The 26,537-nt window shown below is 66.2% G+C and carries 24 protein-coding genes and 1 tRNA gene; 14 read left to right on the top strand and 11 right to left on the bottom strand.

What is annotated here, in order from left to right; genetic code table 11:
- The first annotated feature begins 39 nt into the window (after positions 1-39).
- The 11 genes from ACP2WS_RS10690 to ACP2WS_RS10640 all read left to right on the top strand — a co-directional run bounded on the left by ACP2WS_RS10690 (position 40) and on the right by ACP2WS_RS10640 (position 10,391).
- A complete protein-coding gene (locus ACP2WS_RS10690; RefSeq protein WP_426460775.1) occupies positions 40-1,122 on the top strand; it encodes a pilus assembly protein PilM in 1,083 nt (360 codons plus the stop codon).
- On the top strand, positions 1,119-1,739 hold the full coding sequence (locus ACP2WS_RS10685; protein ID WP_374493779.1) for a PilN domain-containing protein: 621 nt from the start codon (positions 1,119-1,121) through the stop codon (positions 1,737-1,739). Before ACP2WS_RS10690 ends, ACP2WS_RS10685 begins: the two co-directional genes overlap by 4 nt.
- Positions 1,740-1,742: 3 nt before the next feature.
- On the top strand, positions 1,743-2,462 hold the full coding sequence (locus ACP2WS_RS10680) for a type IV pilus inner membrane component PilO (protein ID WP_374493778.1): 720 nt from the start codon (positions 1,743-1,745) through the stop codon (positions 2,460-2,462).
- Entirely contained in the window at positions 2,459-3,022 is a 564-nt protein-coding gene (locus ACP2WS_RS10675) for a pilus assembly protein PilP (RefSeq protein ID WP_426460770.1), read from the top strand. The genes ACP2WS_RS10680 and ACP2WS_RS10675 overlap by 4 nt, the downstream gene beginning before the upstream one ends.
- A 5-nt stretch (positions 3,023-3,027) precedes the next feature.
- Positions 3,028-5,103 (top strand): type IV pilus secretin PilQ, encoded by a 2,076-nt coding sequence (gene pilQ, locus ACP2WS_RS10670; RefSeq protein ID WP_426460769.1) that lies wholly within the window; start codon positions 3,028-3,030, stop codon positions 5,101-5,103.
- Between the two features lie 200 nt (positions 5,104-5,303).
- Entirely contained in the window at positions 5,304-5,921 is a 618-nt protein-coding gene (locus ACP2WS_RS10665) for a shikimate kinase (protein ID WP_426460768.1), read from the top strand.
- 81 nt (positions 5,922-6,002) lie between these two features.
- On the top strand, positions 6,003-7,199 hold the full coding sequence (aroB, locus tag ACP2WS_RS10660; protein ID WP_426460767.1) for a 3-dehydroquinate synthase: 1,197 nt from the start codon (positions 6,003-6,005) through the stop codon (positions 7,197-7,199).
- A gap of 21 nt (positions 7,200-7,220) precedes the next feature.
- Positions 7,221-8,414, top strand: a complete 1,194-nt coding sequence (locus tag ACP2WS_RS10655; RefSeq protein ID WP_426460766.1) for a deoxyguanosinetriphosphate triphosphohydrolase — start codon at positions 7,221-7,223, stop codon at positions 8,412-8,414.
- A gap of 30 nt (positions 8,415-8,444) precedes the next feature.
- Positions 8,445-9,074, top strand: coding sequence for a DUF1415 domain-containing protein (locus ACP2WS_RS10650; protein ID WP_426460765.1), 630 nt, complete (start codon positions 8,445-8,447; stop codon positions 9,072-9,074).
- A gap of 4 nt (positions 9,075-9,078) precedes the next feature.
- A complete protein-coding gene (locus ACP2WS_RS10645) occupies positions 9,079-10,077 on the top strand; it encodes a class I SAM-dependent methyltransferase (protein WP_426460764.1) in 999 nt (332 codons plus the stop codon).
- Between the two features lie 74 nt (positions 10,078-10,151).
- Complete coding sequence (locus ACP2WS_RS10640; protein WP_374493765.1) at positions 10,152-10,391, top strand: DUF2789 domain-containing protein; 240 nt, start codon at positions 10,152-10,154, stop codon at positions 10,389-10,391.
- 160 nt (positions 10,392-10,551) lie between these two features.
- Here the strand turns inward: ACP2WS_RS10640 and ACP2WS_RS10635 are convergent, their stop codons facing one another.
- Positions 10,552-10,866 carry a PsiF family protein gene (locus ACP2WS_RS10635; protein ID WP_426460763.1) on the bottom strand — a complete coding sequence of 105 codons (315 nt, stop codon included), beginning with the start codon at positions 10,864-10,866 and terminating at the stop codon, positions 10,552-10,554.
- A gap of 269 nt (positions 10,867-11,135) precedes the next feature.
- Here ACP2WS_RS10635 and ACP2WS_RS10630 point away from each other — a divergent pair, with 269 nt between their 5' ends.
- The gene (locus ACP2WS_RS10630) at positions 11,136-11,789 is read left to right on the top strand and encodes a DUF1345 domain-containing protein (RefSeq protein WP_374493763.1); all 654 of its coding nucleotides are present in this window, start codon (positions 11,136-11,138) and stop codon (positions 11,787-11,789) included.
- Positions 11,790-11,883: 94 nt separating this feature from the next.
- Here the strand turns inward: ACP2WS_RS10630 and ACP2WS_RS10625 are convergent, their stop codons facing one another.
- The 5 genes from ACP2WS_RS10625 to ACP2WS_RS10605 form a co-directional block, all read right to left on the bottom strand.
- Positions 11,884-12,195, bottom strand: a complete 312-nt coding sequence (locus tag ACP2WS_RS10625; protein WP_426460762.1) for a hypothetical protein — start codon at positions 12,193-12,195, stop codon at positions 11,884-11,886.
- Between the two features lie 214 nt (positions 12,196-12,409).
- A tRNA-Arg gene (locus ACP2WS_RS10620) sits at positions 12,410-12,484 on the bottom strand.
- Positions 12,485-12,548: 64 nt separating this feature from the next.
- Positions 12,549-16,811, bottom strand: a complete 4,263-nt coding sequence (locus tag ACP2WS_RS10615) for a translocation/assembly module TamB domain-containing protein (RefSeq protein ID WP_426460761.1) — start codon at positions 16,809-16,811, stop codon at positions 12,549-12,551.
- A gap of 110 nt (positions 16,812-16,921) precedes the next feature.
- Positions 16,922-18,997, bottom strand: a complete 2,076-nt coding sequence (locus ACP2WS_RS10610; RefSeq protein WP_426460760.1) for an autotransporter assembly complex protein TamA — start codon at positions 18,995-18,997, stop codon at positions 16,922-16,924.
- Positions 18,998-19,166: 169 nt separating this feature from the next.
- The gene (locus ACP2WS_RS10605) at positions 19,167-20,351 is read right to left on the bottom strand and encodes a vWA domain-containing protein (RefSeq protein WP_426460759.1); all 1,185 of its coding nucleotides are present in this window, start codon (positions 20,349-20,351) and stop codon (positions 19,167-19,169) included.
- 300 nt (positions 20,352-20,651) lie between these two features.
- On the opposite strand from ACP2WS_RS10605, the gene ACP2WS_RS10600 reads away from it, so the two are divergent.
- Together ACP2WS_RS10600 and ACP2WS_RS10595 are read left to right on the top strand one after the other, a co-directional pair.
- A complete protein-coding gene (locus ACP2WS_RS10600) occupies positions 20,652-21,218 on the top strand; it encodes a hypothetical protein (RefSeq protein ID WP_374493754.1) in 567 nt (188 codons plus the stop codon).
- Positions 21,219-21,403: 185 nt separating this feature from the next.
- Entirely contained in the window at positions 21,404-22,138 is a 735-nt protein-coding gene (locus ACP2WS_RS10595) for a hypothetical protein (protein WP_426460758.1), read from the top strand.
- A gap of 92 nt (positions 22,139-22,230) precedes the next feature.
- Here the strand turns inward: ACP2WS_RS10595 and ACP2WS_RS10590 are convergent, their stop codons facing one another.
- The 5 genes from ACP2WS_RS10590 to ACP2WS_RS10570 are packed head-to-tail and all read right to left on the bottom strand — an operon-like array spanning position 22,231 to position 26,499.
- A complete protein-coding gene (locus ACP2WS_RS10590) occupies positions 22,231-22,848 on the bottom strand; it encodes a GNAT family N-acetyltransferase (protein ID WP_426460757.1) in 618 nt (205 codons plus the stop codon).
- Positions 22,849-22,888: 40 nt separating this feature from the next.
- Positions 22,889-23,812: a cation diffusion facilitator family transporter gene (locus tag ACP2WS_RS10585; RefSeq protein ID WP_426460756.1), complete on the bottom strand. Its 924-nt coding sequence runs from the start codon at positions 23,810-23,812 to the stop codon at positions 22,889-22,891.
- Positions 23,813-23,830: 18 nt separating this feature from the next.
- Positions 23,831-24,676, bottom strand: a complete 846-nt coding sequence (locus tag ACP2WS_RS10580) for an AAA family ATPase (RefSeq protein WP_374493748.1) — start codon at positions 24,674-24,676, stop codon at positions 23,831-23,833.
- Between the two features lie 59 nt (positions 24,677-24,735).
- On the bottom strand, positions 24,736-25,596 hold the full coding sequence (locus ACP2WS_RS10575) for a hypothetical protein (protein WP_374493746.1): 861 nt from the start codon (positions 25,594-25,596) through the stop codon (positions 24,736-24,738).
- 39 nt (positions 25,597-25,635) lie between these two features.
- Positions 25,636-26,499, bottom strand: a complete 864-nt coding sequence (locus ACP2WS_RS10570; protein WP_426460755.1) for a PPK2 family polyphosphate kinase — start codon at positions 26,497-26,499, stop codon at positions 25,636-25,638.
- Positions 26,500-26,537 lie beyond the last annotated feature (38 nt).

Raw genomic sequence — 26,537 nt, 5'->3', positions numbered from 1 at the left:
TATCTTTTTTCAAAACACCGCAGCAGCAGGGGGGCTCCGTTGAGCATACTTGACAATCTGCTTCGCAGAAAACCGCCGGCCATGCTCGGACTGGACGTGGGTTCCGCCAGCGTGCGCCTGGTGGAGCTGGATCGTGATGCCGCCGGCCACTGGGTACTTGAGCGCTGTCTGGCCGAGCCCCTCGAAAAGGGGGCTGTGGGAGCCGACGGCCAGATCGAGCAGTTCGATGTGGTGGTCGACACCATCCGCCGTGTGGTTCTCAAGTCCGGCACCAAGGCACGACAGGTTGCGGCAGCCCTGCCGGCCTCCGCCGTCATCGCCAAGAAGGTCGTGCTGCCCGAAGGGCTGCGCGAAGATGAGCTCGACCAGCAGGTCGAAGGCGAAGCGGGGCAATACATTCCCTTCCCGCTGGAGGATGTCAGTCTTGACTACTGCATCATGGGGCCCTCCATGGTGTCGGCCGGCGACGTGGACGTGATGATCGTGGCGGCGCGCCGCGAGCGTGTGGATGACATGCAGGCCGTGATGAGCGCCGCCGGGGTCGAGCTCAAGGTGCTCGACGTGACGGCCTACGCCGCACAGCTGGCCGGCGGGCGGCTGGTGTCGACCCTGCCCAAGGGCGGGCGCGACGCGCTGATTGCCCTGGCCCATGTCGGAGCCGAAAGCACCACCGTGTATGTCATGCGCAACGATGAGGTGCTGTTCGAGCGCGAGCAGACCTTCGGGGGCATCCAGCTGACCCAGCACATTGCCAAGTACTACGGCATGACCTTCGAGGAAGCCGAGGCCAAGAAGGTCAATGCCCAGCTGCCCGACGATTATTCGCATGTGGTGCTTCAGCCCTTCATGGAGCGGCTGGCCCAGGAGCTGCAGGCGGCATTGCAGTTCTTCTACAGCAGCACGCCCTATCACAAGGTGGACTACATCATGCTGGCAGGAGGATCTGCCGCATTGCCCAAGCTCACCGAGGTCATTACCGCGGCAGCCGATGTGCCCTGCCTGCTGGTCAACCCCTTTGACGGCATGACCATGGGCCCGGCGCTCAAGGACCGCAAGCTGCGTCGTGATGCACCTGGCTTCCTGACGGCATGTGGTCTGGCCATGCGGAGATTCGCATCATGATTCTGGTGAACCTGCTTCCCCATCGCGAGGCGGCGCGCAAGCGTCGCCAGCAGATGTTCAATGTGGTGCTGGGCATGGCCGGAGTGGCTGGCTTGGCACTGGCCGGGCTGGTCTATGCCTACTACCAGATCCTCATTTCCCAGCAGGAAGGGGTGAATACCTTCATCAAGGCGGAAAACAGCGCCCTCGATGTGAAGATCAAGGACATCCAGAACCTGGAATCCGAGATTGCCGCCCTGCACGAGCGGCAGCAGGCGGTGGAAGGTCTGCAGCAGCAGCGCAACGATCCGGTGCAGCTCTTCAATGAGCTGGCAGCCAAGCTTCCTGACGGTGCCTATCTCACCAGCATCAAGCAGACCAAGGACACGGTGGCCATTGCCGGTGTGGCACAGTCGAATGAACGGGTGTCCGAGTTCCTGCGCAACCTGAGGGATTCCACGCTGCTGGCCAAGAGCCCCCAGCTGGAAGAAACCACGGTGCAGGACGTCACGCTGCCTAACAACAAGGGCAAGAGCAAGGCCTATGGCTTCAAGATGACCCTGACGCTCAAGCAGCCAGAAACCAAGGATGCACCGGCTGGCAAGCCCAGGGCGCCTGCAAGTGCGAACAAGGGGTAAGGCATGGCAACACTCAAAATCAAGAAGGACATCGATTTCGTCGAGCTGCGCGAGCGGATCGCGGAACAGTTCCGTGGCCTTGACACCAGCAATCCTTCGTCCTGGCCCCTTCTGCCGCGCATCCTGCTGTGCGTGGGCGTGGCACTGGTGGTGTTTGCCGGGGCCTGGTATTTCCTCATCAACGATCAGATGGATGAACTGGCCAAGCGTCAGAAGCAGGAGACCGAGCTCAAGAAGGACTACGTGGATAAGTACGCCAGGGTCGTCAACCTGGAGCCGCTGCGCAAGCAGCGCCAGCAGGTCGAGCAGTATGTGGTGCAGCTCGAGAAGCAGCTGCCGGGCCGTGCCGAAATGGATGCACTGCTCTCCGACATCAACCAGGCCGGTGTGGGGCGGAGCCTGCAGTTCGAGTTGTTCAAGCCAGCCAAGGAAGAAATCAAGGACTACTATGCCCTGCTTCCCGTCGACATCAAGGTGTCCGGCAGCTTCCCTGACGTGGCCGGATTTGCGGCAGACATTGCCCATCTTTCGCGCATCGTGACCCTCAGCAACATCGAGGTCACGCAGGCCAAGGAAGGCGGTGCGCTGGGGCTCCATGCCACGGCGAATACCTACCGCTATCTGGACAAGAGCGAAATGGCCGTGCAGCAGCAGAACGCCAAGGGCAAGAAGGGCGGTGCACCGGCTGCATCCGCCTCGCAACCCGCAGGAGGCAAGCCATGAACCACACCCTGTTCCGTGCGTCGCTGAGCGTGCTGGGCGTTTCGCTGGCGCTGGTGGGATGCAGCAATTCCACCATCGACGGCACCAAGGAGTGGATGCAGCAGCAGCAGCGTGCAGCCCGTCCGTCGGTGCGGCCCTTGCCCGAGCCCAAGCCCTATGTGGCCCTGGATTACAAGGCGCCCCAGCAGGGGGCCGATCCCTTCAGCTTCGACCGTCTGGCGAATGCCCTCGGCATCAATGCAGCAGCAGCCAACAACCCCCTGCTGCTCAAGGAGCAGAACCGGCGCAAGCAGCCGCTCGAATCCTATCCGCTGGACACGATCTCCTATGTGGGCATGCTGCAGAAGAACGGCCAGCCGATCGCACTCGTGAAGGTCGATACCCTTCTGTATCAGGCGCACGTGGGGGACTACATGGGCCAGAACTACGGGCGCATCACTGAAATCAAGGAAAATCAGGTCACGCTGCACGAAATCGCGCAGGATGCGGCCGGTGAATGGATCGAGCGCACAACCACGCTGGATCTGCAAGAGGGCACCAAAGAGGGAACCAAGAAATGAAAACCATGCGTCATCCTTTTGGCAGGCTGGGCATGCGCTGTCTGGTGGGGCTGGCTGCAGTCGTCGTCAGCGCGGCAGCCATGGCACAGAATGCCATCGAACACGTCTCTGGCTCCCTGCAGGGCGGTACCGAAGTGGTTCGCATCGACATGGCAGAGCCGCTGTCCAAGGTGCCGGAAGGCTTCGTGGTACAGAGTCCGGCACGGATTGCACTCGATTTTCCGGGCGTGGGCAGCAAGCTGCCGCGCGGCATGATCGAGCTCAACCAGGGCAATCTGCGGTCTGCCCAGGTCGTGCAGGGCGGTGAGCGTTCCCGTGTGGTGCTGAGCCTGAAGCAGGCCACCAATTACCGCGCCACCATCAGCGGCAAGACGGTGCTGATCACGCTCGATCCCGTGGCAGCAGCCACGGTTGCGAATGTGGCTCCCCGCACCTTTGCCCCCAGCGTCAACCGGCATGTGATGGGGCTGCGGCACATCGACTTCCGCCGTGGCGCGGACAACAGCGGCCGCATCGTGGTGGATCTGCCCAGCAGCCAGGTGGGCGTCGACATCAAGCCGCAAGGCCAGAATCTGGTGGTGGACTTCCTCAAGTCCTCGCTGCCGCCTTCCCTCAGCAAGCGTCTGGACGTGACCGACTTCGGCACCCCGGTGCAGAGCGTGACCACGACCCAGACCGGCGACCGGGTGCACATGGTCATTGCTGCGCGCGGGGAGTGGGAGCATTCTGCCTACCAGAGCGACAACCAGCTGGTCATCGAGGTGCATCCGCTGCAGACCGATCCCAACAAGCTGACCCAGGGGCGTGGCTATCACGGCGAGAAACTGTCGCTCAACTTCCAGAACATCGAGATCCGGGCGCTGCTGCAGGTCATTGCGGACTTCACGAACTTCAACATCGTGACTTCCGACTCGGTCAACGGCAGCGTCACGCTGCGGCTCAAGGACGTTCCGTGGGATCAGGCACTCGACATCATTCTCCAGGCCAAGGGTCTGGGCATGAAGAAGAGCGGCAACGTGATCTGGATTGCGCCCAAGGACGAGCTAGCCGCCAAGGAAAAGCAGGAACTGGAAAACCGCAAGGCGGTCTCGGATGTCGAGCCGCTGCAGACACAGTCCTTCCAGCTCAACTATGCCAAGGCCGTGGACATCGCCAAGGGGCTGAGCGGACAGAGCAGTTCGGGCGGTTCGGGCAACTCGACCAAGATGCTGAGTGCACGGGGATCGGTGATCGCCGAATCGCGGACCAACCAGCTGTTCGTGACGGATGTGCCTTCGGTGCTGGAGCAGGTGCAGGCCCTGGTGCAGAAGCTCGATGTGCCGGTGCGTCAGGTCATGATCGAGGCACGCATCGTGGAGGCCACCGACAGCTGGGGGCGTTCGCTGGGGGCCAAGCTGGGGATCAACGGGACGACTGGCACTGGACGAGGGTCTTCCACCAGTGGAGGCATCGGAATCGATACCTCGAATTCCACCAACGGCGGCACGCTGTTCAATCTGCCGGCCACGGCACAGAACGGCTACAGTGCGGCAGCCATGGCGGTGTCGATCTTCTCGTCGGGTGCCTCCCGTTTCCTGACGCTGGAAATCTCTGCGCTGGAAGCGGACGGCGAGGGCAAGGTGGTGTCGAGTCCCCGTGTGGTGACGGCGGACCAGACCAAGGCCATCATTGAGCAGGGTACGGAGCTGCCCTACCAGTCCGCCACGTCGAGTGGTGCCACTTCGGTGCAGTTCCGCAAGGCCAACCTCAAGCTGGAGGTGACGCCGCAGGTCACGCCCGAAGGCAATGTGATCATGGATGTCGACGTGACCAACGATTCGGTCGGACAGGCCACGACCGATGGCTACGCCATCAACACCAAGCATGTCCAGACCAATGTCCTGGTCGAGAATGGCGGAACGGTGGTGATCGGCGGCATCTACACCATGACCAACAACAAGGACGTGACCAAGGTGCCGCTGCTCGGCGACATCCCGATCCTGGGCAACCTCTTCAAGAACACGACCAAGTCGACCAAGAAGACGGAACTGCTGGTCTTCATCTCTCCCAAGATCGTCAGCTCGCGGGCTGCGATGCAGTGAGAGACCGAGAGCACGTGCGACCACAGAAAGGGGCCGGGGAACCGGCCCCTTTTTCTATGGGGCGGCGAGCGTTTCGTTTCAGGTGCATGTGAGGGGACGGATGCTGTCCTTGCACGGGGGCGCTGTTCTGGCCAGAGGTGTCGTTCTAGAATGCCGACTCTCCCTGTCCATCGATCTTCATGCATTGTGAGGCGAACGTCGTGATCATTCTCATCGGCATGCCCGGCTCGGGCAAGTCCTCGGCGGGCCGACATGTGGCCCGGCGCTTTGCGCTGCCCTTCATCGACACCGACCAGGCCATCGAGGAGGAGATCGGCATGTCGATCCGGACTTTTTTCGAGGCCGAGGGCGAGGAGGCCTTCCGGAATCTGGAGACAGCGATGCTGCGCCGGCTGGTGGAAGAGGGCCGCCCGTGCGTGCTGTCCACCGGGGGGGGCTCGGTGTTGCGACCCGAGAACCGTGCGCTGATGCGTCAGGGAGGTACGGTGCTGTATCTGCGCGCCACGCCCGACGAGCTGTTCCGGCGGCTGCGACACGATACCAAGCGGCCGCTGCTGCAGGTGGGCAATCCGCGCGGCAAGCTGCAGCAGATGCTCAAGGCACGCGATCCCCAGTACCGTGATGCAGCGCATTATGTGATCGAGACGACCCGGACGCCGGTGCAGACGCTGGTCAATCACATTGCCATGCAGCTGGAAATGGCCGGCATGGCTCCGCAGGATGGGGGCGACGAGCCTCCGGAGGCATTGCCCCAGCAGCGATCGGAAGGGGGCAGCTCCTGCTCCTCGCCGGAACACCTGCAGCAGGCAGTGCGCTGAGCACCGGAAAAAACGCGGGTGCAATGGGCCCCGCGAGGGTGTCGTGATGGGAAAGGGCCGTTCCTGCGTCACAATGCCAGCATGACCCTCTCCACTGCTTCCGATACTGTTTCCCTCTCCCGTTTCGAAACCCTTGTGCCGCTGCCCGCATGGCAGGCGGGTGGTGCAGGCGTCAGCGCCCAGGTGCCGATTGCGCTGGGGGATCGCAGCTATGCGATCGATATTTCCAGCGGGGGGCTGTACAGCCCGCAGACCTGGGAGGGGCTGCCCAGGGCCAGTCATGCCATGATCGTGAGCAACACCACGGTGGCTCCCCTGTATGCCGATGCGCTCGTGGCGCAACTCGCAGCGCACTATGCCCACGTGCATGTGCTGGAACTGCCGGATGGCGAGGCGTACAAGACCTGGGAATCGTTGCAGCAGATCTTTGATGCCCTGCTGTCACGGCAGTGTGACCGCAAGACGGTGCTGTTCGCGCTCGGGGGGGGCGTCATCGGGGACATGACTGGATTTGCCGCTGCCTGCTACATGCGGGGAGTGCCTTTTGTGCAGGTGCCTACCACGCTGCTTGCCCAGGTCGACTCCTCGGTGGGGGGCAAGACCGCCATCAACCATCCGCTGGGCAAGAACATGATCGGGGCGTTCTACCAGCCCCGCAGGGTGGTGGCGGATATGCGCACGCTCGATACGCTGCCGGACCGCGAATTGAGCGCCGGGCTGGCCGAAGTCATCAAGTACGGACCGATCGCGGACATGGCCTTCATGGAGTGGCTGGAGACGCATGTCGAAGCCCTGCGCGCGCGCGATGCACAGGCGCTGGCCGTGGCAGTGCGGCGCAGCTGCGAGATCAAGGCCTGGGTGGTGGGGCAGGACGAGCAGGAGGGCGGCATGCGGGCCATCCTCAATTTTGGCCATACGTTCGGACACGCCATCGAAGCGGGTCTGGGATTTGGCGTATGGCTGCATGGGGAGGCGGTCGGATGCGGCATGGTGATGGGGGCCGAGCTGTCCTGCCGGTTGGGACTGGTGGATGCGGCTTTCGTGCAGCGGCTGCGTGCGCTGGTGGAGCGGGCAGGTCTGCCGGTGGTGGCGCCCCGTCTGGCGGAGGCGGAGGACGCCAATGTGCAGGCCTGGCTGCATCACATGCAGGTGGACAAGAAGGCGGAGGCCGGGCATATCCGTTTCGTGGTGCTGGCCCATCCGGGGGAGGCTGCGCTGGCCACCGCCCCCGATGCCATGGTGGCCGAGGTCATCGCAGCCTGCTCGGCATCCCGCTGAGGCGCGGCACAGGGCACGCGCATGGCGGTCTACATTCCTGATCTGCACGACGAGGTGCGCGAGGCGCTGGGGGTGGCGCCCGAGGGCCATGCGCCCTGGGCTGCGCATCCCCTGCATTCGCGTGGGCGGCGACATGCCGAACCGGCGGCCCCGACGCGGGGAGATTTCCAGCGTGACCGGGATCGCATCGTGCACTCGTCGGCATTCCGGCGTCTGGTGTACAAGACGCAGGTGTTCCTGAACCACGAAGGGGATCTGTTTCGCACCCGGCTCACGCACAGCCTGGAGGTCGCGCAGCTGGGGCGCAGCATCGCCCGCGCCCTGGGGCTCGACGAGGACCTCACAGAGGCCATTGCGCTCGCGCATGACCTGGGGCATACCCCCTTCGGGCATGCGGGGCAGGATGCGCTGCATGCGTGCATGAAGGACCACGGCGGGTTCGAGCACAACATGCAGAGCCTGCGGGTGGTGGACGTGCTGGAGCAGCGCTATCCGGATTTCGATGGGCTCAATCTGTGCTTCGAGACCCGCGAAGGCATTCTCAAGCATTGTTCGGCCCGCAACGCCCGGTGGCTGGAGGAGCGCGAGCCGGGTGGGGTGGGGCGGCGTTTTGTCGATGGCACACGCCCCGGGCTGGAAGCGCAGCTGTGCAATCTGGCCGACGAGATCGCCTACAACGCCCATGACATCGACGACGGTCTGCGCAGCGGACTGCTGCAATGGGAGCACGTGCTGCAGGTGCCACTGGTGGCTCGCCACCATGCGCGGGTGGTGCGCGAGTGGCCGCAGCTGGCAGGACGCAGGGTGCTGTACGAAACCATCCGGCGCATGCTCAGCGAACAGGTGTATGACGTGATCGACGCGACCCAGGCGGCCCTGAAGGAGCACCGTCCGATGTCGATCGACGACGTGCGGCAGTGTCCGCCGCTGGTCGGCTTCAGTGCCGCCATGCGGGAGGAGTCGGCGCGGCTCAAGCAGGTGCTGCTGCATTCGCTCTACCGCCATCCGCATGTGATGCACACCATGGAGCAGGCGCAGCAGGTGGTGCGTGATCTGTTTGCGCATTACCGTGCACACCCCGAAGCCATGAAACCCGAATTTGCATGCCGCCAGGATACCGAACGGGCCGTGGCGGACTATATTGCAGGCATGACCGACCGCTTTGCGCTCCGGGCCCATCAGGAGCTCACCGGACGCGAGTGGCAGGTGGCCTGAATCCCCGCCCTGGATCTGGAGGAATTTGTCATGTCCGAGAATGTTTCGCATCCTGCCCATCCCCTGACCGATCAGGTGCGTGCCGATACGCTCGAATGGGTGGACAAGGCCGTGATCGGCCTCAACCTGTGTCCGTTTGCCAAGGGATCGGTAGGCAAGGGGCGGCTGCAGGTGACGGTAAGCGCCGCCCAGACCGAGGAGGAAGCGCTGCAGGCCGTGCACGACGAGCTGGTGGCACTGGCCTCCTGTGCACTGGAAGAGCGCGAGACGACGCTGCTGGTGTTTCCGGCCATGTTCGACGATTTTCTGTATTTCAACGACTTTGCCGGGGCAGCAGAGGAAATTCTGGCGGACCTGGAGCTGGAGGGGGTGTTGCAGATTGCCACCTTCCATCCGCGCTACCAGTTCGATGGCACCGAGGAAGACGACATCGGCAATGCCACCAACCAGGCCCCCTATCCCACGCTGCACCTGCTGCGCGAGGAGAGCATCGATCTGGCGGTCGATACCTATCCGGATGTCGAAGGCATACCGGACCGCAACATGGCCCTGCTGGAGGAGATGGGGCATGAAGGCTGGGAAAAGCTGGGCATCACGGCCCATGTGACCCCGGAGGAGTGGGTGTCCCGCTGCCCGGTGCATGGGCATACACAGGAATGAACGCATGAATGACACACGGACTGTCCGCCCACGCGGACAGGAGCGCTCTCGCCACGCGGCGGCTGGCAAGGCCGAGGCACGGCAGGAGCAGGTGCGGCAGGCCCTGCGGCCGGGGCAGTCGATCGAGCTGCTCAAGGAGCTGCACATCCTGACCCGCGAAGGCGAGCTCAACCAGGATTCGCGGCGCAAGCTCAAGCAGGTCTATCACCTCTACGGATTCATCGAGAAGATCCTGCAGGATCTGGAGGCAGGGGGACGGCAGGAGGTCACGCTCGCCGATCACGGGGCAGGCAAGTCCTATCTGGGCTTCATCGTCTATGACCTGTATTTCTCGCAGCGTACGGGTGGCACGATCTACGGCATCGAGACTCGACGCGAGCTGGTGGAGCGGTCGCAGGAGCTCGCGCGCCGACTCGGATTCGAGCGCATGGCCTTTCTGCCGCTGACCGTGCAGGAGTCCGAGCACAGCGCGGAGCTGCCCGAGCAGATCGACGTGGTGACGGCCCTGCATGCCTGCGACACCGCCACTGACGACGCCATTGCGTTCGGGCTGGCCAAGCATGCGCGCGACATGGTGCTCGTGCCCTGCTGTCAGGCCGAAGTGGCCTCGTGTCTGCGACAGGGCAAGGCCCTGCAGCTGGCACGCACTCCGCTGGCGGAGCTCTGGCGGCATCCGCTGCACACGCGTGAAATCGGCAGCCAGATCACCAACGTGCTGCGCTGTCTCTACCTCGAATCGCAGGGGTACAGCGTCACCGTGACGGAGCTCGTGGGCTGGGAGCACAGCCTCAAGAACGAGCTGATCCTGGCCCATTACACCGGCCATCGCAAGCGCAGTGCGGCCGAACGCATGCAGGCCATTGCCGAGGAGTTCGGGCTGCATGAGCTGCTGGCCAGACGCTATCCCCGGGTGGCCGAAGTGCTGACCGCAGATGCCGCACATGCCGCCTCCGCTCCGGAGCCGGGGCTGTCCCCGCAGGTTCCCGAAGACGGCCGGATATGATGCAGAGGCAGTTCCCTTTTTGCTGATCCGCCGCGCAGGCGATGCGGATCTTTCCCTTTTCCGAGGAGCACACCATGTATACCGGTAACTACGATATGCCCGCCCTGTTCGAGCAGCTGGGGCTCGATGCCAGTCCCGAGGGTATCGAGACCTTCATTGCCAAGCATCGCACGCTGAGCAATTTTGTTCATCTTCATGAAGCCCCTTTCTGGACTGCCAGCCAGGCACGCTTTCTGCGCGAGGAGCTGTGCCGGGACGGCGGATGGGCCGAAGTGGTCGATGAGCTCTCGGAGCGTCTGCGCCGCAGCGCGTGAGCCTCTGCGCCGGGCATGTTCCGGCACACCGCCGGTCACGCCCATCATGCCCGCCATGACAAAGAGCGCCTCTCGCGAGGCGCTCTTTGTGTTTCGGGCGGCAGGACCATGTGCACACCCGAGACCCCGCCCCGGCATCGAGGAATGCCGGGAGAGGGGCTTACTTGCTCAGGCAGGACTTCATGAAGGCCTTGCGCTCGTCGCCCTTTTTGCCGGCGGCGTTCTTGTTGCAGACCTTCATCTTGTCCTGCTGCGTCAGGGGCTTGGCTGCCGGAGCGGGAGCCGAAGCGGCCATCGGGGCGGCAGGCTTGGCAGACAGGCAGGACTTCATGAAGGCCTTGCGTGCTTCGCCGGTCTTGTTGGCGGCCTTGGCCTGGGCGTTGCAGGTGCCCATGAGCTGTTGCTGGGGCGTCAGGGCGAAGGCGCTGCCGGACATGGCCAGGGCGAGTGCGCCCAACAGAATCACTTTACGCATGGAACATGCTCCTTGTAGGTGGATGGAAACGCCCTCACTTCCGGGCAGTTCGATTGCACCACAAGTCCGTGACAGGAGACAGGCCCAGTCCGGCAGACTGTCGAAAATTCCCGCACAGGAGCTGTCGGGCCTCTCTCGGCCCGGCTCAAGTGTGGCGAAATGACAAAAAATGAAGGTCCTGCCTGCAGGACAATGAAGGCTTCTCCGAAGGGCCTGTCGTCTGCCGTATCGCACGGCCGAGGCAGGATGCCCGTGCTTTCAGGAACATCATGAAGACCCTGCGTTCGCATCCCCGCCTTTTTGCCAGCATTGCGCTGGGCATGGCCGTGGGAGGGTTGCTGCCCTATGTGTGGCATGCCCGTCCGAGCACGCATTTTCTGGTGGCCTGGAACGCGGGGGTGCTGGTGTATCTGCTGGCGGTGCTGCAGATGTGCTGGGGAGCGAGCGTGGACCGCATCCGGCGGCACGCCAAGCTCCAGTCGGAGGCGAGGGGGGTGACCGTGGCGCTGTCGGCCGTGGCCATCGTGCTTGCGCTGGTGGCCGTGGTGGCCCAGCTGGCCACTGCCAAGGACATGCACGGCATTTCCCGGGTGGCGCATGTGGGCCTCACGGCGGTCACGGTGTGCATGGCATGGCTTTACATCCACACCATGTATGCGCTCATCTATGCGCATGACTACTACGAGGCCCTGCGCATCGACTGCAAGGCCAATCCGGGGCTGGAGTTCCCGCGCACGCCGCTGCCGGACTACATGGACTTCTTCTACTGTGCCTTCATCATCGCCACGTCAGGGCAGACGGCCGATGTGGAGTTTTCCAACCGGCATATGCGGCGCACGGGACTCGTGCACTGCGTGATTGCCTATGCCTTCAATGCCGTGGTGCTGGCCATGACGATCAACATCGCCGCCAGCTTTTTCTGAGCGACAGGCATGAAAAAGGCCGCCTGGTGGCGGCCTGTGGAGGAGTGGCAACAGGGGGCTGGCAGCAGCGTGCGCAGCTCCCTGGGCCAGTGCCTTACGGACGGGGAGCGGGCATGCCCACACCCATGCCGGGGCGGTGCTCGGCGCGCATGGCGCGGTGTTCTGCCCGGCGCTCATGGCGCAGGGCACGGCGTTCGGCGCGGTGTTCACGGCGCAGCTCACGGCGTTCGCGGTGAATTTCGCGGCGTTCCATGCGGCGTTGCTGGCGCACGTCGCGATGGGCTTGGTGGGCGGCTTCGGCGCGGGCCATGCCGGGAGCGGCAGCCGGAGCGGACATCTGGGCAAAGCTGGGAGTGCTCAGGGCCGTCACGACGGCAGCACATGCGATAGCGAGGAATTTCTTCATCTGACCTTCTCCAAGTCATCAAGACCGCAAACCCTGCGGTGGGGTAACTGTCTGGATGCATTGTGCGACAGGAACAGCCCGAAAAAACCGCGCGCGCGCAACCAATGTCAGGTATTTGTCACTGTGTGTTGACAATGTCACGTGGCCCAAGCCGGGCCCGTGACAAGGACCATAAAAAACCCGCGATGCCGGAGGCGGCATGCGGGCAGATGGGTGGCGCCCCCGACAGGAATCGAACCTGTATCTAGCGCTTAGGAGGCGCTCGTTCTATCCATTGAACTACGGCGGCTGTCGCGCGGCAGGGGCCTGTGCGATGTGCCGCCATTGTAGCCCCAGAGCGTTTGCTGGGCAGGTCAGTGAAGGTGGTCGTAGCTGATGGTGTAGATGAGGGAGATGGCGCTTTCGGTGCCGGTCTCTCCGCGCAGCTTGAGGTGGCGGGTGAGGTCGTAGAAGAAGTAGAGGGTGCCCATGGTGGCGTCGAGGGAGCGTTCGTAGGCCATGGAGAAGTTGCGGCTGAAGTGCTTGCCGAGGGTGACGCTGCTGCCGGCGAGGCCACTGGAGGTGGTGCTGCTGGACGAGGTACTGCTGGTGGTGTTGCCGAAGGAGAGCTGGTCGAGGCCCAGGGCGTCGGCGAGTTCGCCGGTGAGGCCCTTGCCGTCCTGTCCGGCCAGCAGGGCGAGCGCGGCCTGCTGGAGCAGGGCGGTGTCGGCGGTGCTGCTGGAGGAGCGGCCGAGGACGAGCCAGGAGAGTTTTTCGGGCTCGGTCATCTCGGGGTCGGAGAAGAGCTGCACCGTGGGGTGCTGGGCGGTGCCTCGCACGCGCACGCCGACCTGCACGTCGCTGGACAGGTTGGGGCGCACGGCGGAGATGTCGAGGGTGGGGTTGCTGGCGGCGCCGGTGAAGATGAGGCGGCCGCTGCTGATGGTGAGCTCCTGCCCATAGGCGCGGAAGGTGCCACGGTCGGTGCGGATGGTGCCGTTGAGGCGGGGCAGGGCGTTCAGGGTGGGGCCGTTGTCGATGGTGAGCTGGCCGCGCAGACGGGTGTCGAGGCCGCGGCCGCGCACGCGCAGGTCGTCTCCCATGTCGAGGGTGACGTGGATGTCGGGCACGATGCCGTTGTTCTGCGCGGAGGCCGATCCGGAGGATGGAGCAGTCTGTGCCGGGGTGGTCGTGGGGGCGCTGGAGGTGGAGGAGTTGTCCCGGGCGGTGGCCTGCGTGGCGCGGGGGTGGCGCTTGCTGGGCAGGACGATGACGTCGTCATCGAGGCTGGGGGCGGTGTCGGTGGGCAGGACGAAGTAGGCGTGGTCCACGCGCAGCGCGCCGCGCATGGTGAGGCGCAGGGCGGCGAGCTGGGTCTGCATGTCGCCCGAGAGCACGATCTGCCGGTCGGACAGGGTGGAGAGCTGGAGGCGGTCGAGGTGGGTGGCAAGCTGTGCCCGCAGGGTGTGGAGGAGCGGCTGGCCGCCGTCGCCCCACTGCAGGTTGCCGCTGATGCGTAGGCTGCCGCCGGATTGGCCCTGCTGGGGGGCGCCCTGAAGCGTGAAGGTGTCGATGTCGAGGCGGTTGTCCGACAGGCGGGTGCGGAGGGTGCCGTGGTTGAATTCGATGCCGTCGACGACCGAGCGGACGCCGAGTTCGTCGGCATTCAGGGTGCCCTGCAGGGTAGGGGATTGCAGGGTGCCGCCGACGGTGGCCTGTGCCTGCAGGGTGCCGCGCAGGCGCCAGCCCGGAGGGGCGAACAGGCTCCAGATGCCGAGCTGGGGGAGGTCCGCACGGATGGTGCCCTGTACGGGGGCGGTGCCGGGCAGGCTCCAGCCGCCCGATTGCGACACGAGCCGGGTGGCGAGCTGGAGGTCGGCGGTGCCGGCGTTGGCGCTGTCCCAGTGCAGGGCGGCATGGAGGGCGTTGCCACTGCCCTGCAGGGTGAGGCGTGCGTCACGGACGCCGGCAGCCATGCGCGCGCCGGTGCCTGCGCTGCCGCCGAGCACGACCAGATCCCCCCGGGAGCGGGCCAGGGTGGCGGTAAGGTGCAGCCCCTGGTCGAGTTGGGCGTCCCACTGGCCGGCCAGCACCATGTCTCCGGCGAGGCTGTTGCCGCTGAGGGCGTGGTTGCTGAGGGCATCCAGCCAGCTCAGGGGGACGTCGGCCAGTCGGCCCTTGCTGCTGAGGGTATAGCCCTGTCCCTGCAGCCGGAAATGGAGGGGGTCGGCATCGAGGCGGGGCTGTCCGGAGGCCGCTCCTGCCAGCACGACATGCCAGGCGCCGGTACGCATGTCCAGGGCCTGGGCGTCGCGGGTGAGGTCCAGCGTCACGGGCTGGGTGAGAGTGGCGGTCCAGGGGGCGGCACCTGTGCGGTTTTCGCGCAGGAGGAGTCGGGTGGCACGCAGATGGGCCGCCCAGCCACTGGAGAGCAGGCCGGCGGTGCCGTCGAGGGCCACGGTGAGGTGGTGGGTGGCCTGCTGGGCCTCGGCAGAGGCTTGCAGAACAAGGCGAGACAGAGGGCCACTGGCTGCGAGCAGCATCTGGCGCACCTCGGTGCGGGGAGCTGTGGCAGGGCTCTGGGCCTGCATGGACAAGGTCGGGGCGGCGAGACGGGCCTTGAGCTGCAGGGCTCGTCCCTGGTTCTGCCAGCCGCCCGTCCAGCTGGCATCCAGAGTGGCCTGTCCGGTGAGCGTCTGACGGCGCAGGGCATCGGTGCCTGGCCACTGGGTCAGCCAGGAGGAGAGCTGGTGCAGGTCGGTGATGCTGGCGCGCAGGGTGCCCTGTCCGGTGGCGGCGCCGAGTGCGCCATCGACCTGTGCCGTGGCGCCGGGCAGTGCCAGGGCAAGTCGGCCCGACACGTTCGGAGAGGACGGGGTGTAGCGGGCATGGCCTTGCAGGGTGGCGCCGAATGCGCGCATGTCGAGGGTCGGAAGATCGAGTACCTGGCCGTTCCAGCTGCCCTGCACGGTCACGGTGTCGAGCGCGAGCTGGCGGTCTGCTGCACGGCGGGCTGTGCGGCTGCCGCCGTCCGAGGCCAGCCGTGCCTTGAAGGCGATGGGGGCCTGGGCCGAGACGGCGGCAGCGGCGGTGCTGTGTGCCTCGATCGTGCCGCTGATTGGTGCAGCGGCGAGATGGCTGTCGAACAGGGCGGGGTCGAGATGGCGGATGGACAGGGCGCCCAGCCAGCCGGTCCGGGGGCGGTAGCTTCCGTGTCCCTCGATCTGTCCCTTGGCGATCTGCACGGCCAGGCGGGTCATGTCGAGGGAGCCAGCACGGTACTGCATGAGGGTGTCGAGCCGGTCGAGCGGGAGGAGCCCCCGGTCCCAGGCGCCGCTGCCCTGGTTGGTGATCTGGGCCTTGAGCTGCCAGTGCGCGGGGCCGAGTGCGCCCAGCATGCCGGGGGTGGTGGCGGTGGGGCTGGCCCCGCTGGCGGCGGAGGCACTGCCGGAGAGGGGCTGGAGATCCAGCTGGCCCTGCAGCCGGGTGCGTGGTGCGGCAGGCCAGAAAGCCTGCAGATCCAGTGCCTGCCACTGGGCCTGGGCGCTGGCGATGGGCTGGGTCTGCCAGGGGAAAAGGCGCGCGCGCAGGTCGAGCTGTGTCGGCACATCAGGGGTAGTCGTGCGGGAACCTGACTTGACTGCGGCCGTGGTGTGCGCGCGGCCGGGGGCAGAGGCAGAAGATGCGGCGGGGATCGCCACGGGGCGCACATGGGATTCGACGGCCAGCAGGGCGTCCGTGCCCGACAGGGTGCCTGCTGCACCCAGGGCCGCAAGCAGGCGCTGGGCCGAGCGGTTGGCACTTGCCGGCAGATCGAGCACGGCAGAGGCCTGCGCCTGCAGGGCCATGGGGGCAGCGCCCTGGAGGTCGAGGGCAGCGCGGTAATGCCCCTGCGCGAGGGTGAGCGCATCGATCTGGAGCTGGTGGTGGGTGGTGAGCCGGTCGTAGCGATAGCGCCCGCGCAGCTGGGTGACGACTGTGTCTGGCGAGGCCGGGACCTGTGCCGGCGGCGTGGCGCGGGAAGTGGCCTGCGTGCGTGCAGTCTGCGCACGCTGGGCCGATGCCGCAGCAGAAGCCGCCTCGGCCGGGGTGTCGGCGCGGATGTCGGCCTGCTCCTGCGGCTTGCCCACGAGGCGCAGGGTATCGATCGAGAAGGGCAGCTCTACCCCGATGGGCAGCGTGAGCGACTGCAGGGGCTGCGTGGGGGACGTGAGGGGCTTCTTCACCCGCGTGTCCTGCCAGGTCACGGTGCGTGCATGGACCTGGCTGAACCGGGTGGCCCGATCCCACAGGGCGGCCAGCTCCCAGGCCACGTCGATCCGGTCCAGCGTGACCACCAGCGTGCCGCCGGTGTAGCCGTCCGCATCGGTGCCGGTGCGGGTGTACACCAGCCGCTCGATGTGTCCCCCGTGGCGCACGGTGCCCGATACGCCTTCGGCCTGCAGGGACATGGTGGCAGGCAGGTAGCCCTGCACGATGCGCACCACGGTGGCGAGGGACTGATCCCGCGCCGACCAGGCCCACAGTCCGCCGAGTGCCAGTGCCAGCAGCACGACTCCCCCCAGCAGGGACCAGAGGCTCCAGCGCACGGTGCGGCGTGCCGCGCGCCGTGCACGCTGCCAGCGGGTGGGGGGCACGGGGCGTGCGGGAGCGGTGGATGGCTCTGGAGAGGCGGCTGGCGCCTCCCCGGGGGCGGGCGTCAGGGGCGCTTGCGAATCGGAAGAGGGCGGGAGATCGGAGGCCGGCATCAGAACGTGAATCCCAGGTTGAGGTGCAGGCGCAGCTTGTGGGTATAGAGCCCGTAGGCGACCGACATCTGGATCGGCCCGACCGGGCTGCGATACAGCGCCCCCGTGCCGATGCCGATGCGCAGCGGGTGCAGGCCCGATGGCGCATCGGCCACGGCACCGGCGTCGACATAGGCCACGCTGTCCCAGCTGGTGCGCTTGCCCGCGCTGAAGATGGGGCGCCGGTACTCCACGCTGCCGGTGACCAGGTAGCGCCCCGGCACCACGATGCCGTTGGCGTTGGTGACGCCCAGTTCCTGGTAGCCATAGCCGCGCACCGTGGTGTCGCCGCCAGCCAGAAACAGCAGGTTCGGCGGAATCACGGCATCGCTCTTGGTGTAGACACCGGCGCCTTCGATGCGGAACACCAGCTCGCCGTTGCGGCGCTGCCGCTGGCGCAGGGCAGCCGCCGCCTGCCGCTGCAGGTCGTCGGAGGCGTCGCTCGCGGCGGCAGCCTGACCCGTGGCGGCTGCCTTGATCTGCGAGGGCAGCGGCAGGGCGTCGCGCAGGCCCTGCCCGAGGCTGTCGTCGAGGGACAGAAAGCCCAGATACCGCCCCACCACCCGCGTGAACGGAATGCGGCGCGGGTGCAGCGTCATGCCGCCGCCGACCTCGATGCCCACGCCATAGCCGCGCGTGGGAAAGGTGGTGCTGTTGAAGCGGCGATAGGTCCAGATGAAGTTCGCGCTCAGTGCCTGTGCGTTGATGCGGCTGCCGTCCGTGTAGTCGGCCTTGCTGCGGTCGTAGGCGAGATACACGGTGCGGTCGATCTCCCGGTCGGTCTTGGTGCGGCCGAACTTGAGCTGCTGGGTGGTCTGGGTATGGTCCGTGAGATGCTCGTGCGAGGCGGTGGCATTGGTCATCCAGTGCCAGAGCCCGTCATCCGGCGGCGACAGCAGGCTGGTACTGAAGGTCTGGAGCTTCTTGTCGACTTCCAGCTTGGTCAGCGCGCGCCAGCCGAGGCCGGGGAGCTGGTTGTGGGTGTGGTCCATGGTCACGCCCGGCCCACGATCGGTGCTCACACCCACCCCGAGCACTACGCGCTGCAGCTTGGCCTCGCGCACCTGAGCCGTCACCGGCGCGGCGGCCGGATCGGTGTGGGCGTCTGTATCGAGGGTGACGAAGGCGCTGTTGTAGTAGCCGCTGTCGAGCAGGCGCTGCTGGGCATCGAGCAGGTCGCGCTGGCGGTATTCGGAGCCGACCGGCAGGCGCACCAGACGCTCGATGATCTTGGGGTCGTACCGCTGGGCGCCCTGGATGCGCAGCGGGCCATAGCGGTAGAGCGGGCCCGAGTCGTAATCGACCACGAGGTGCGCCGTGTGGGTGTCGGGATCGACTTCGGCGCGGCTCTGCACGAGCCGTGCCGTGGGAAAGCGCCGGTTCTGCAGGCGCTGCAGCGTCTCGGCCTTGGCCGTGCTCCAGGCCGTCTGGGTGAACGGGCTGCCTGTGGGCAGGGACCAGCGCGTGCGTGCAGAGGCAAGCTGCCGGACGGCCGTGGGAGCGGAGGCAATGGCGCCCGCAAAGCCCACATCCACCGCGCCGATGGTGGTCTTGGGGCCGGGGTCGATGGTGATGTGCACCTCAGGCAGCGCTGCCGCAGGGGCTGACGCGGAGGCTGCGGGGGGCGTGGCCGATGCCGGTTCGAGCTTCTGCGTGATGGTGGGGGTGAAGTAGCCCTGCGTGCCCAGCAGCTGGCGGATGTTGGTGTCGGACAGGTCGAGCAGGCGCTGCAGCTCGACCGCGTCGAGGTCGCTGACCTTCTGGTACTTGTGCAGCTCCAGGTAGTGGTCCACGAAAGTGCGGATGTCCTCTGGCGCCTCGATGCGAATGGTGAAGGTCTGCCCCTGGGCCACCGGCGCAAAGCCGGGCTCCGAGGCAGACGCAGAGGACGCGGGAGATGCCGCAGCAGAGGCCGCAGCGTGCGTCGAGGCAGCCAGCGGAACCGATGCCGGTGAAGACGGCAGCAGCACCGCCGATGCGGCAGCAGCAGGGACGGTGCCCGAAGCCGTACTGCTGGCGGCCCAGGCCAGGGGCATGGCCCCCAGGCACCCTGCCAGGCACGCACGCAGACCCTGTCCCGCCGCGCGGGGGAACAGGAGAAGGGAGACAGCCCTGTCAGTGCGGGCAAGCGGTCGCGGAGAATTCATGGAACATGCGCATCGTGACCTGCCGACTGTAGCGGATTCCGGTACGGTGCGCCCTGCTTCAGGTCAGCAGCTGCACACCCTGTTCGAGTCCCTTGAGCGTCAGCGGCACCATGTGGTCATGGCCGATGATCTGGCCGATCAGGTCGACGCTGGGGCGGTAGGGCCACACACCCTGCGGCTCGGGATTGATCCACAGATACTTGGGGAACCCCTGCAGCAACCGCTGCAGCCACACGGCGCCGGCCTCCTCGTTGGTGTACTCCACGCTGCCGCCGGGCTGGAGAATTTCGTAGGGACTCATGGTGGCATCGCCCACGAACACCAGCCGGTAGTCCTTGTTGTAGGTGCGCAGAATGTCCCAGGTGGAGAACTTCTCGGCGTAGCGGCGATGGTTGTTGCGCCACACGTGGTCGTAGACGCAGTTGTGGAAGTAGAAAAAATCCAGATGCTTGAACTCGGCGCGCGCGGCGCTGAACAGCTCCTGCACCCGCTGCACATGGTCGTCCATGCTGCCACCCACATCCATGAGCAGCAGCACCTTGACAGCGTTGCGGCGCTCGGGGCGCATGCGGATGTCGAGCCAGCCGGCATTGGCGGCCGTGGCACGGATGGTCTCGTCGAGCGCCAGCTCGTCGGCGGCGCCCCGCCGTGCGAAGGAGCGCAGCCTGCGCAGCGCCATCTTGATGGTGCGGGTGCCGAGCTCCTGGGTGTCGTCGTAGTCGCGGAAGGTACGCTGCTCCCACACCTTCACGGCGCTGCGGTTGCGGCCCGGCCCCCCGATGCGGATGCCGGCCGGGTTGTAGCCGCCATGCCCGAAGGGCGATGTGCCTCCGGTGCCGATCCACTTGTTGCCGCCGGCGTGGCGCTCCTTCTGTTCCTCCAGGCGCTTGCGCAGCGTCTCCATGAGCTCGTCCCAGCCCATGGCCTCGATGGCGGCCCGCTCCTCCGGGCTCAGGTGACGCTCCAGCGTCTTGCGCAGCCAGTCGTCAGGCAGCTCGCGCAGCACATCCAACACCTGTTCGATGCCCTGGAAGTACAGGCCAAACGCCTGGTCGAAGCGGTCGTAGTGGCGTTCGTCCTTGACGAGGCAGGTGCGGGCCAGGTGGTAGAAATCGTCCATGCCGCAGACATCGGCTTCCGGGCCGATCACCTGCGCCTGCAGGGCTTCGAGCAGGGAGAGGAACTCCCGCACCGACACCGGGACGCCTGCCTGGCGCAGAGCCTGGAAAAAGGGGATCAGCATGAACGATTGACTTCCATCAAAACAGCGGTATTCGGCGCCCTATAAGGCAAAAAAACCACCCACCACCCTATGGTGCACAGAAAAGCTGCGTGCTATAACTCCAAAACTGCGCATACATGCATACCCGGGTGTCAGGGGCATGACGCAGCATGCACTTTCTGCCGAAAGAGAAGTTCAGGTGGCAGGGAGATCGTTGAAGTTATAGCAGAAAGCATACGGATGTTGATGGAATGCACAGAGGCTGGCCGGCAAGCTCTCAAAAACGGTTCGCGTGTACTGTCCGTGCGGGAGCGCCAGATCATGCGGCTCGCCACCAGCGATGCTGAATGCAATATCAAGCTCCTCGAAGCCATGGGTGCAGAGGGCGAGCATCTGGTGCGCGAGCTGCAGACACGGGGGTTCCTGAAGGTGCCGGGTGCACCTGAGGCGGTGATGGGGAGTTTTCTCGATGCCGACTTCTATGCGGCGGCCAAGCCCCAGAGCGCAGAGGAGCGCCGTGCCGCCGAAGAGGCCCTGCGCAGCCTGTCGGACATGACGGCCCATGCAGCTGCCATGGCTCCCGCCCCCGAGGCTCAGCCGGCAGCCCCGGATGCCGCCGACAGCAGCCCCGTGCGCTCGGCCAAGGCCACGCAGCTCTACCTGCAGGCGATGCTGCGGACCCTGGCGCAGCCGCGAGCCGAGGAACTGGCCCTCCAGATCGGAGCTGCCAGTGAGCCGATCGACCTTCTGCGGGCCTTCACCGAAGGGGCAGGGTACTTCCTGCGCATGGCGGGAGAGGAGCGCGCGGGCCACATGCGCACCAAGCTGCGCGACATCCTTCCGCTCGAATACACCCAACGCATGGCCAGTCTCCTCAAGGACGACTGATCGAGCCGGTGGATCTTCGGGGTCCATCGCAGGGGGCTGCGTCTGCGGGAGCTGCACCCGTGTGAAACTGCCCATCTCCCCACGTGCACAGGGGAGATGTTTCATCGTATTGTCAAACAGACTTCCTATAGTCGCGCCCGTAGGGTTGTCAGCGCGGGTGGTGACGTGCCACCGGGGAGGAAGTCATGGAATACACGGCAGCAGGGCTCGAAATTCTGCAGTCACGCAGCAAGACGCTCACGGTGCGGGAGCGTCAGATCATGGTGCTGGCCACGGGGTCGGACGCCAGCCGGCGCATGCTCCAGACCATGGGCGAGGAGGCGCTGCACATTCTCATCAAGCTCGAAGACATGGGACTGATCCGTCCGGTGCGCACGCCCGGTGCATCCGCTCCGCATGCGGCTCCGCCGAGTGCTTCTGAGGGGCGGCCGGAAGATCAGCGTTCCCTCCTCGGTCGGCTCTTTGGCTCCCGCGAGGCCACGCCCACCCCATCGCAGGCGCCTGCGCCCATCGTGACCCGGCCTGCCGTTCCGGTGGCGGAGCCTGTGGCCGAGCGTGCGGCCCGCCCGGTGGAAAAGGACACGACGCCTGCCGTGGCTCCCATCGTCACGCGCGAAGAGGCCGAGCCCGTGGCTGCGGCTGCGCAGCCGGCCCGGACACGCCCGGCCGCGCGGCGGTCCATCGTGGCGGCCAAGATGTACATCCTCGACATGCTCCAGCTTGTGCGCAGCATGGAGGCCTCTGCCCTGGCGGTGGACATTCAGACCAGCGCGGATGAGAACGAGCTGGTGGGGCACCTGCTGCGGGGCGCGCGCCATTTTGCCGAGGCGACCAACCCCACGTATGCCGCCAAGGTGCAGGAGCGCCTCTCCGAAGTGCTGCCCGAAGAACACCTGCCCAGGCTCGCCAGCCTGCATTGAATGAGTGTGTGCGGACGGCGGCAGTCGACCGGACTGGTCCTGCCTTGACTTGACCCGGCCGCAGTCAGTCCGCTCCTGACTGAGCAGCGGTTCTACAGCCCGGATGCGTGGCGGGTCAGCCGTTCCTGCAGATGGGGGCGGGCTGCCGGCCATTCCTCCCGGAGCATGCTGTACATGACGGTGTCGCGCACGGTGCCGTCGCGGCGCAGGGCATGGTGGCGCAGCACGCCGTCCCTGCGGGCGCCGAGCCGTTCGATGGCCTGCTGGCTGGCCGTGTTGAGGATGTCGGTGCGCCATCCCACGACGGCAGCTCCCAGCGTATCGAAGGCGTGGGCAAGCAGCATGAGCTTGCAGCTCGTGTTGACATGGCTGCGCTGGACGCTGCGGGCGTACCAGGTGTAGCCGATCTCCAGCCGTCCGATGTCGCGCAGGATGCCGTGGTAGCCCGTGGAGCCCAGCACGCGCCCGCTGGCCTCGTCGATCACGGCAAAGGGCAGGCGCTCTCCTGCGGCCTGCATGCGCAGCGCCGTGGCGATGTAGCTGGCCTCATCTCCCGGAGCCGGCACACTGGCCACCCGCAGCTCCCAGAGCGCGCCATCGGCGGCAGCTGCGGCCAGTCCCGGGGCATGCGTGGGGGCGAGCGGTTCGAGCCGGATGCCCTGCAGGCGCAGGGTGACTGGAACGGGATCGATGGGGCGGGGCTGGGACATGGCAGAAGCGAAAAAAACGGGAGAGGGCCGGTGCCCGGCCTCAGACCGGGTCGATGTGGGTCATGACGTTGAGCACCTGCGGCATCGCGTCGAGCACGCGGTCGCGCGCGCGCAGGGCGATGTCATGCCCCTCCCGCACGTTGAGGGTGCCGGCCACCTCGACGTGGACGTCCACGAGGATGAGGTCGCCCATCTTGCGGGTGCGCAGGTTGTGCAGTCCGGCCACCTGGGGCGTGGTGCGGATGAGGTCTTCGATGCGGGCATTGTCCGCCGCGTCGGCCGAGTGGTCCATGAGGTCGCTGAGCGCCGCCCAGGTGAAGGAAAAGCCCATGCGCAGCACGAACAGCCCCACCACCAGCCCGGCAACGGGGTCGAGCACGGGGTGGCCAAGCAGGCTGGCCCCGATGCCCACGAGCGCGATCAGCGAGGAGGCGGCGTCCGAGCGGGCGTGCCAGGCGTTGGCCACCAGCAGGGTCGAGCGCACGCGCTGGGCCACGGCCAGCATGTAGCGAAAGAGCAGTTCCTTGGCGATCAGGGCTGCCCCCGCGACCCACAGCGCACTGGCGTGGGCGGGCGTGATGGCCTCGGGGGCGAGCACCTTGTGCACGCCGGACCACAGCATGCCGGTGGCCACGGCCAGCAGCAGCAGGCCGATGACGAGCGAGGCGGCGTTCTCGTAGCGGTAGTGGCCGTAGTGGTGGTCCTCGTCCGAGGCGGCGGAGCTGAAGCGGTTGGCCACCAGCACGACGAAGTCGGCGAACAGATCGGAGAGCGAGTGCAGCCCGTCGGCCACCAGAGCCTGGGAATGGGCCACGAGGCCGACCAGGATCTGCGCGCACGACAGACAGAGATTGACGCCGACGCTGACCCAGGTGCTGCGGCTGGCGGCCCGTGCGCGCTCGGCGCTGCTGACGGGTTCGTCCGCAGGCAGGGCGGCGGTGGAGTTAGAGGGATGTTTGTCCATGGCAGGGGCGGAGGAGGTTCAGCGGCGGCGGTTCTGCATGGCGACGAGCTTGTCGAACAGGGAGAGATCCTGTTCGTTCTTGAGCAGGGCGCCCAGCAGCGGCGGGGTGGTCATGCTGCCGCCTTCGCCGGTGCGCAGGGCTTCCGGGGGGATGTGCTCGGCCATGAGCAGGCGCAGCCAGTCGAGCAGCTCGCTGGTGCTCGGTTTCTTCTTGATGCCGGGCACGGAGCGCAGGGTCTGGAAGGCCTCCAGCGCGGCGGCGAGCAGGTCCTGGTGCAGGGTGGGGAAATGCACAGCCACGATCTTTTCGAGCGTGGGTGTGTCGGGGAACTGGATGTAGTGAAAGAAGCAGCGGCGCAGAAAGGCGTCGGGCAGCTCCTTTTCGTTGTTGCTGGTGATGAAGACGAGGGGGCGGTGCCTGGCGCGGACCAGCTCGCGCGTCTCGTAGCAGTAGAACTCCATGCGGTCGAGCTCGCGCAGCAGGTCGTTCGGGAATTCGATGTCGGCCTTGTCGATTTCGTCGATCAGGAGTGCCACTGGCTGCTCGGCCGTGAAGGCCTGCCACAGCACGCCCTTGACGATGTAGTTGCGGATGTCACGGACGCGGTCCTCGCCCAGCTGGGAGTCGCGCAGGCGGCTCACGGCATCGTATTCGTACAGGCCCTGCTGGGCCTTGGTAGTGCTCTTGATGTGCCACTGCAGCAGGGGCATGTCGAGCTCGCGGGCGACTTCCTCGGCCAGCATGGTCTTGCCGGTGCCGGGTTCGCCCTTGACCAGCAGCGGCCGCTGGAGGGTGATGGCGGCGTTGACGGCCAGGCGGAGGTCATCGGTGGCGACGTAGTGGGAGGAACCTTGGAATTTCATGGCGTGGGGCAGAAAGGAAAGGAGCAGCGGAGCGGTGCAGGGGGGACGTGCCGGAGGCCTCAGGCCGGACCGGCGGGGTTGGCGTGCAGGTACTGCATGCCGTGGAGTTCCATGGGCAGGCCGACCGGCGCGCCGACGGCTCCAGGCAGGTTGGCGGCGAGAGAGGCGGCAAAGTCGCCCCGGTAGAGCTTCTGGCCCTGGTGGCTGAGGTTGGAGTTGGCGTCGAGGTGGATCTTGCCGCCCATCTGCGACCACAGCCAGCAGAAACCGTAGTCCTCGGAGAGGTAGCGGCGCGAGACGGGGTGCACCATCACGTCGAAGAAGCGGTAGTGCAGGCCCTGGTCCTCGTGGCCGATGCTGTCGGGCACGTAGCGCAGCTCGGGGTAGTGCTGCATCATGGCCAGGAAGACTTCGCGCCGGATGGCCATGAAGCCGGTGGGGGCCTCGGTGACGGTGAGGAAGCCGTCCTCGTCGATGTCGAGCACCACCTTGCCATCGGTGTTGGCGTCGGTGTTGACGGTGTAGCGCGCATGGCGGGCGTTGAATTCCTCGCGGGTCGTGCCGGCAGGGACGCCTTCGGCGGGCCAGTTCTCGTACTTGAGCGGGTAGACGCCGGCAGCGATGTCGTGGTTGGAGAGCAGCAGGCGGAACACGGCATCGGGCGAGAAGCCGATGTCGGAGTCGATCCAGATGAGGTGCGTCCAGGCCGGGTTGGCGAGAAAGGCTGCCACGCAGTTGTTGCGTGCGCGGGTGATGAGGCTCTCGCCCGCGTGCAGGCTGATCTGCAGGTCGAGCCCGAGGCGCACGCTGTGGGCCTGCAGGTTGAGCAGGCTCACGATGTAGTTGTGAAAGTACTTGCCGTCATGGCTGGGAGTGCACACGAGGGGGCGGAAGTCGCGCAGGGCGGAGACGGGCAGCATGGTGAGTGGAAAAGATGCAGTGGAAAGGGGAAAGGGAGGTCAGTCGATGTGCAGATTGCGCAGCTCGGGAATGGCCGGCGGATAGTGCAGCCCGAGGCTCTGGAGCACGTCGCGCACCAGGGTGGCGATCATCAGGTTGCGATGGGTCTTGCTATTGGCCGGCACGATGGTCCACGGCGCCCACGGGGTGCTGGTGGCACCGAGCAGCGCGGCGTAGGCGGCCATGTAGTCGTCCCAGTGCTTGCGGGTCTCGAGGTCGTCGACGTTGAATTTCCAGTTCTTGGTGGGGTCGTCGATGCGGGCCTGCAGGCGCTGGCGCTGTTCGTCCTTGCTGATGAGCAGCATGCACTTGATGATGACGGTGCCGTTCTCGGTGAGCATGCGCTCGAAGTCGTTGATCTGGGCGTAGCGCTGGCGGGTGGTTCTGTCGTCGATCTGGTGGTCCACCACGGGCACGAGCACGTCCTCGTAATGGCTGCGGTTGAAGAGCATGATCTCGCCGTCGTGCGGCATGGCGGCATGGATGCGCCAGAGGTAGTCGTGGGTGCGTTCGAGGTCGCTGGGAGCCTTCCAGCCGACGGTGCGCACCCCGAGGGGGCTGGTGCGGCTGAAGACGCCGCGCAGGGTGCCGTCCTTGCCGGCGGCATCGAGCCCCTGCAGCACCACCAGCACCTTGTGCGACTTGCTGGCGTAGAGCAGTTCCTGCAGGGAGTTGATGTCCTCGGCCAACGCTTCGAGGGCGGCACGGTCGGTGGCCTTGTCGCCGGTCGAGAACGGACGTGCATCGGGATCGAAGTGGTCGAGCCGGATGGGGGAAGGCCTGGTGGAGCGGAGGTCGGCCTCGCTGGTGCGGGGCTGCCAGTCCTCGAAGCGGCTGGCGGACTTGTGGGCGGTGCTGGACATGGGGAAGAATCGGAATGGAATTGGAATGGAATAGGAAT

This window comes from Brachymonas moutaii (nom. illeg.) (genome assembly GCF_049977365.1).
Lineage (GTDB): Bacteria > Pseudomonadota > Gammaproteobacteria > Burkholderiales > Burkholderiaceae_C > Brachymonas.
Note: the sequence above shows the minus strand (reverse complement) of the source record. Positions and strands in the feature narration are given on the sequence as shown.

What these genes read in the sequence shown, in the direction of transcription:
- ACP2WS_RS10600 (WP_374493754.1), top strand. Translation starts at nt 20,652, where the DNA reads ATGCGGCTCGCCACCAGCGATGCTGAATGCAATATCAAGCTCCTCGAA.
- ACP2WS_RS10590 (WP_426460757.1), bottom strand. Translation starts at nt 22,848, where the DNA reads ATGTCCCAGCCCCGCCCCATCGATCCCGTTCCAGTCACCCTGCGCCTG.
- ACP2WS_RS10585 (WP_426460756.1), bottom strand. Translation starts at nt 23,812, where the DNA reads ATGGACAAACATCCCTCTAACTCCACCGCCGCCCTGCCTGCGGACGAA.
- ACP2WS_RS10640 (WP_374493765.1), top strand. Translation starts at nt 10,152, where the DNA reads ATGTATACCGGTAACTACGATATGCCCGCCCTGTTCGAGCAGCTGGGG.
- ACP2WS_RS10630 (WP_374493763.1), top strand. Translation starts at nt 11,136, where the DNA reads ATGAAGACCCTGCGTTCGCATCCCCGCCTTTTTGCCAGCATTGCGCTG.
- ACP2WS_RS10635 (WP_426460763.1), bottom strand. Translation starts at nt 10,866, where the DNA reads ATGCGTAAAGTGATTCTGTTGGGCGCACTCGCCCTGGCCATGTCCGGC.
- ACP2WS_RS10685 (WP_374493779.1), top strand. Translation starts at nt 1,119, where the DNA reads ATGATTCTGGTGAACCTGCTTCCCCATCGCGAGGCGGCGCGCAAGCGT.
- ACP2WS_RS10645 (WP_426460764.1), top strand. Translation starts at nt 9,079, where the DNA reads ATGAATGACACACGGACTGTCCGCCCACGCGGACAGGAGCGCTCTCGC.
- ACP2WS_RS10570 (WP_426460755.1), bottom strand. Translation starts at nt 26,499, where the DNA reads ATGTCCAGCACCGCCCACAAGTCCGCCAGCCGCTTCGAGGACTGGCAG.
- ACP2WS_RS10675 (WP_426460770.1), top strand. Translation starts at nt 2,459, where the DNA reads ATGAACCACACCCTGTTCCGTGCGTCGCTGAGCGTGCTGGGCGTTTCG.
- pilQ (WP_426460769.1), top strand. Translation starts at nt 3,028, where the DNA reads ATGCGTCATCCTTTTGGCAGGCTGGGCATGCGCTGTCTGGTGGGGCTG.
- ACP2WS_RS10595 (WP_426460758.1), top strand. Translation starts at nt 21,404, where the DNA reads ATGGAATACACGGCAGCAGGGCTCGAAATTCTGCAGTCACGCAGCAAG.
- ACP2WS_RS10655 (WP_426460766.1), top strand. Translation starts at nt 7,221, where the DNA reads ATGGCGGTCTACATTCCTGATCTGCACGACGAGGTGCGCGAGGCGCTG.
- ACP2WS_RS10650 (WP_426460765.1), top strand. Translation starts at nt 8,445, where the DNA reads ATGTCCGAGAATGTTTCGCATCCTGCCCATCCCCTGACCGATCAGGTG.
- ACP2WS_RS10580 (WP_374493748.1), bottom strand. Translation starts at nt 24,676, where the DNA reads ATGAAATTCCAAGGTTCCTCCCACTACGTCGCCACCGATGACCTCCGC.
- ACP2WS_RS10680 (WP_374493778.1), top strand. Translation starts at nt 1,743, where the DNA reads ATGGCAACACTCAAAATCAAGAAGGACATCGATTTCGTCGAGCTGCGC.
- ACP2WS_RS10605 (WP_426460759.1), bottom strand. Translation starts at nt 20,351, where the DNA reads ATGCTGATCCCCTTTTTCCAGGCTCTGCGCCAGGCAGGCGTCCCGGTG.
- ACP2WS_RS10610 (WP_426460760.1), bottom strand. Translation starts at nt 18,997, where the DNA reads ATGCCCCTGGCCTGGGCCGCCAGCAGTACGGCTTCGGGCACCGTCCCT.
- ACP2WS_RS10575 (WP_374493746.1), bottom strand. Translation starts at nt 25,596, where the DNA reads ATGCTGCCCGTCTCCGCCCTGCGCGACTTCCGCCCCCTCGTGTGCACT.
- aroB (WP_426460767.1), top strand. Translation starts at nt 6,003, where the DNA reads ATGACCCTCTCCACTGCTTCCGATACTGTTTCCCTCTCCCGTTTCGAA.
- ACP2WS_RS10625 (WP_426460762.1), bottom strand. Translation starts at nt 12,195, where the DNA reads ATGAAGAAATTCCTCGCTATCGCATGTGCTGCCGTCGTGACGGCCCTG.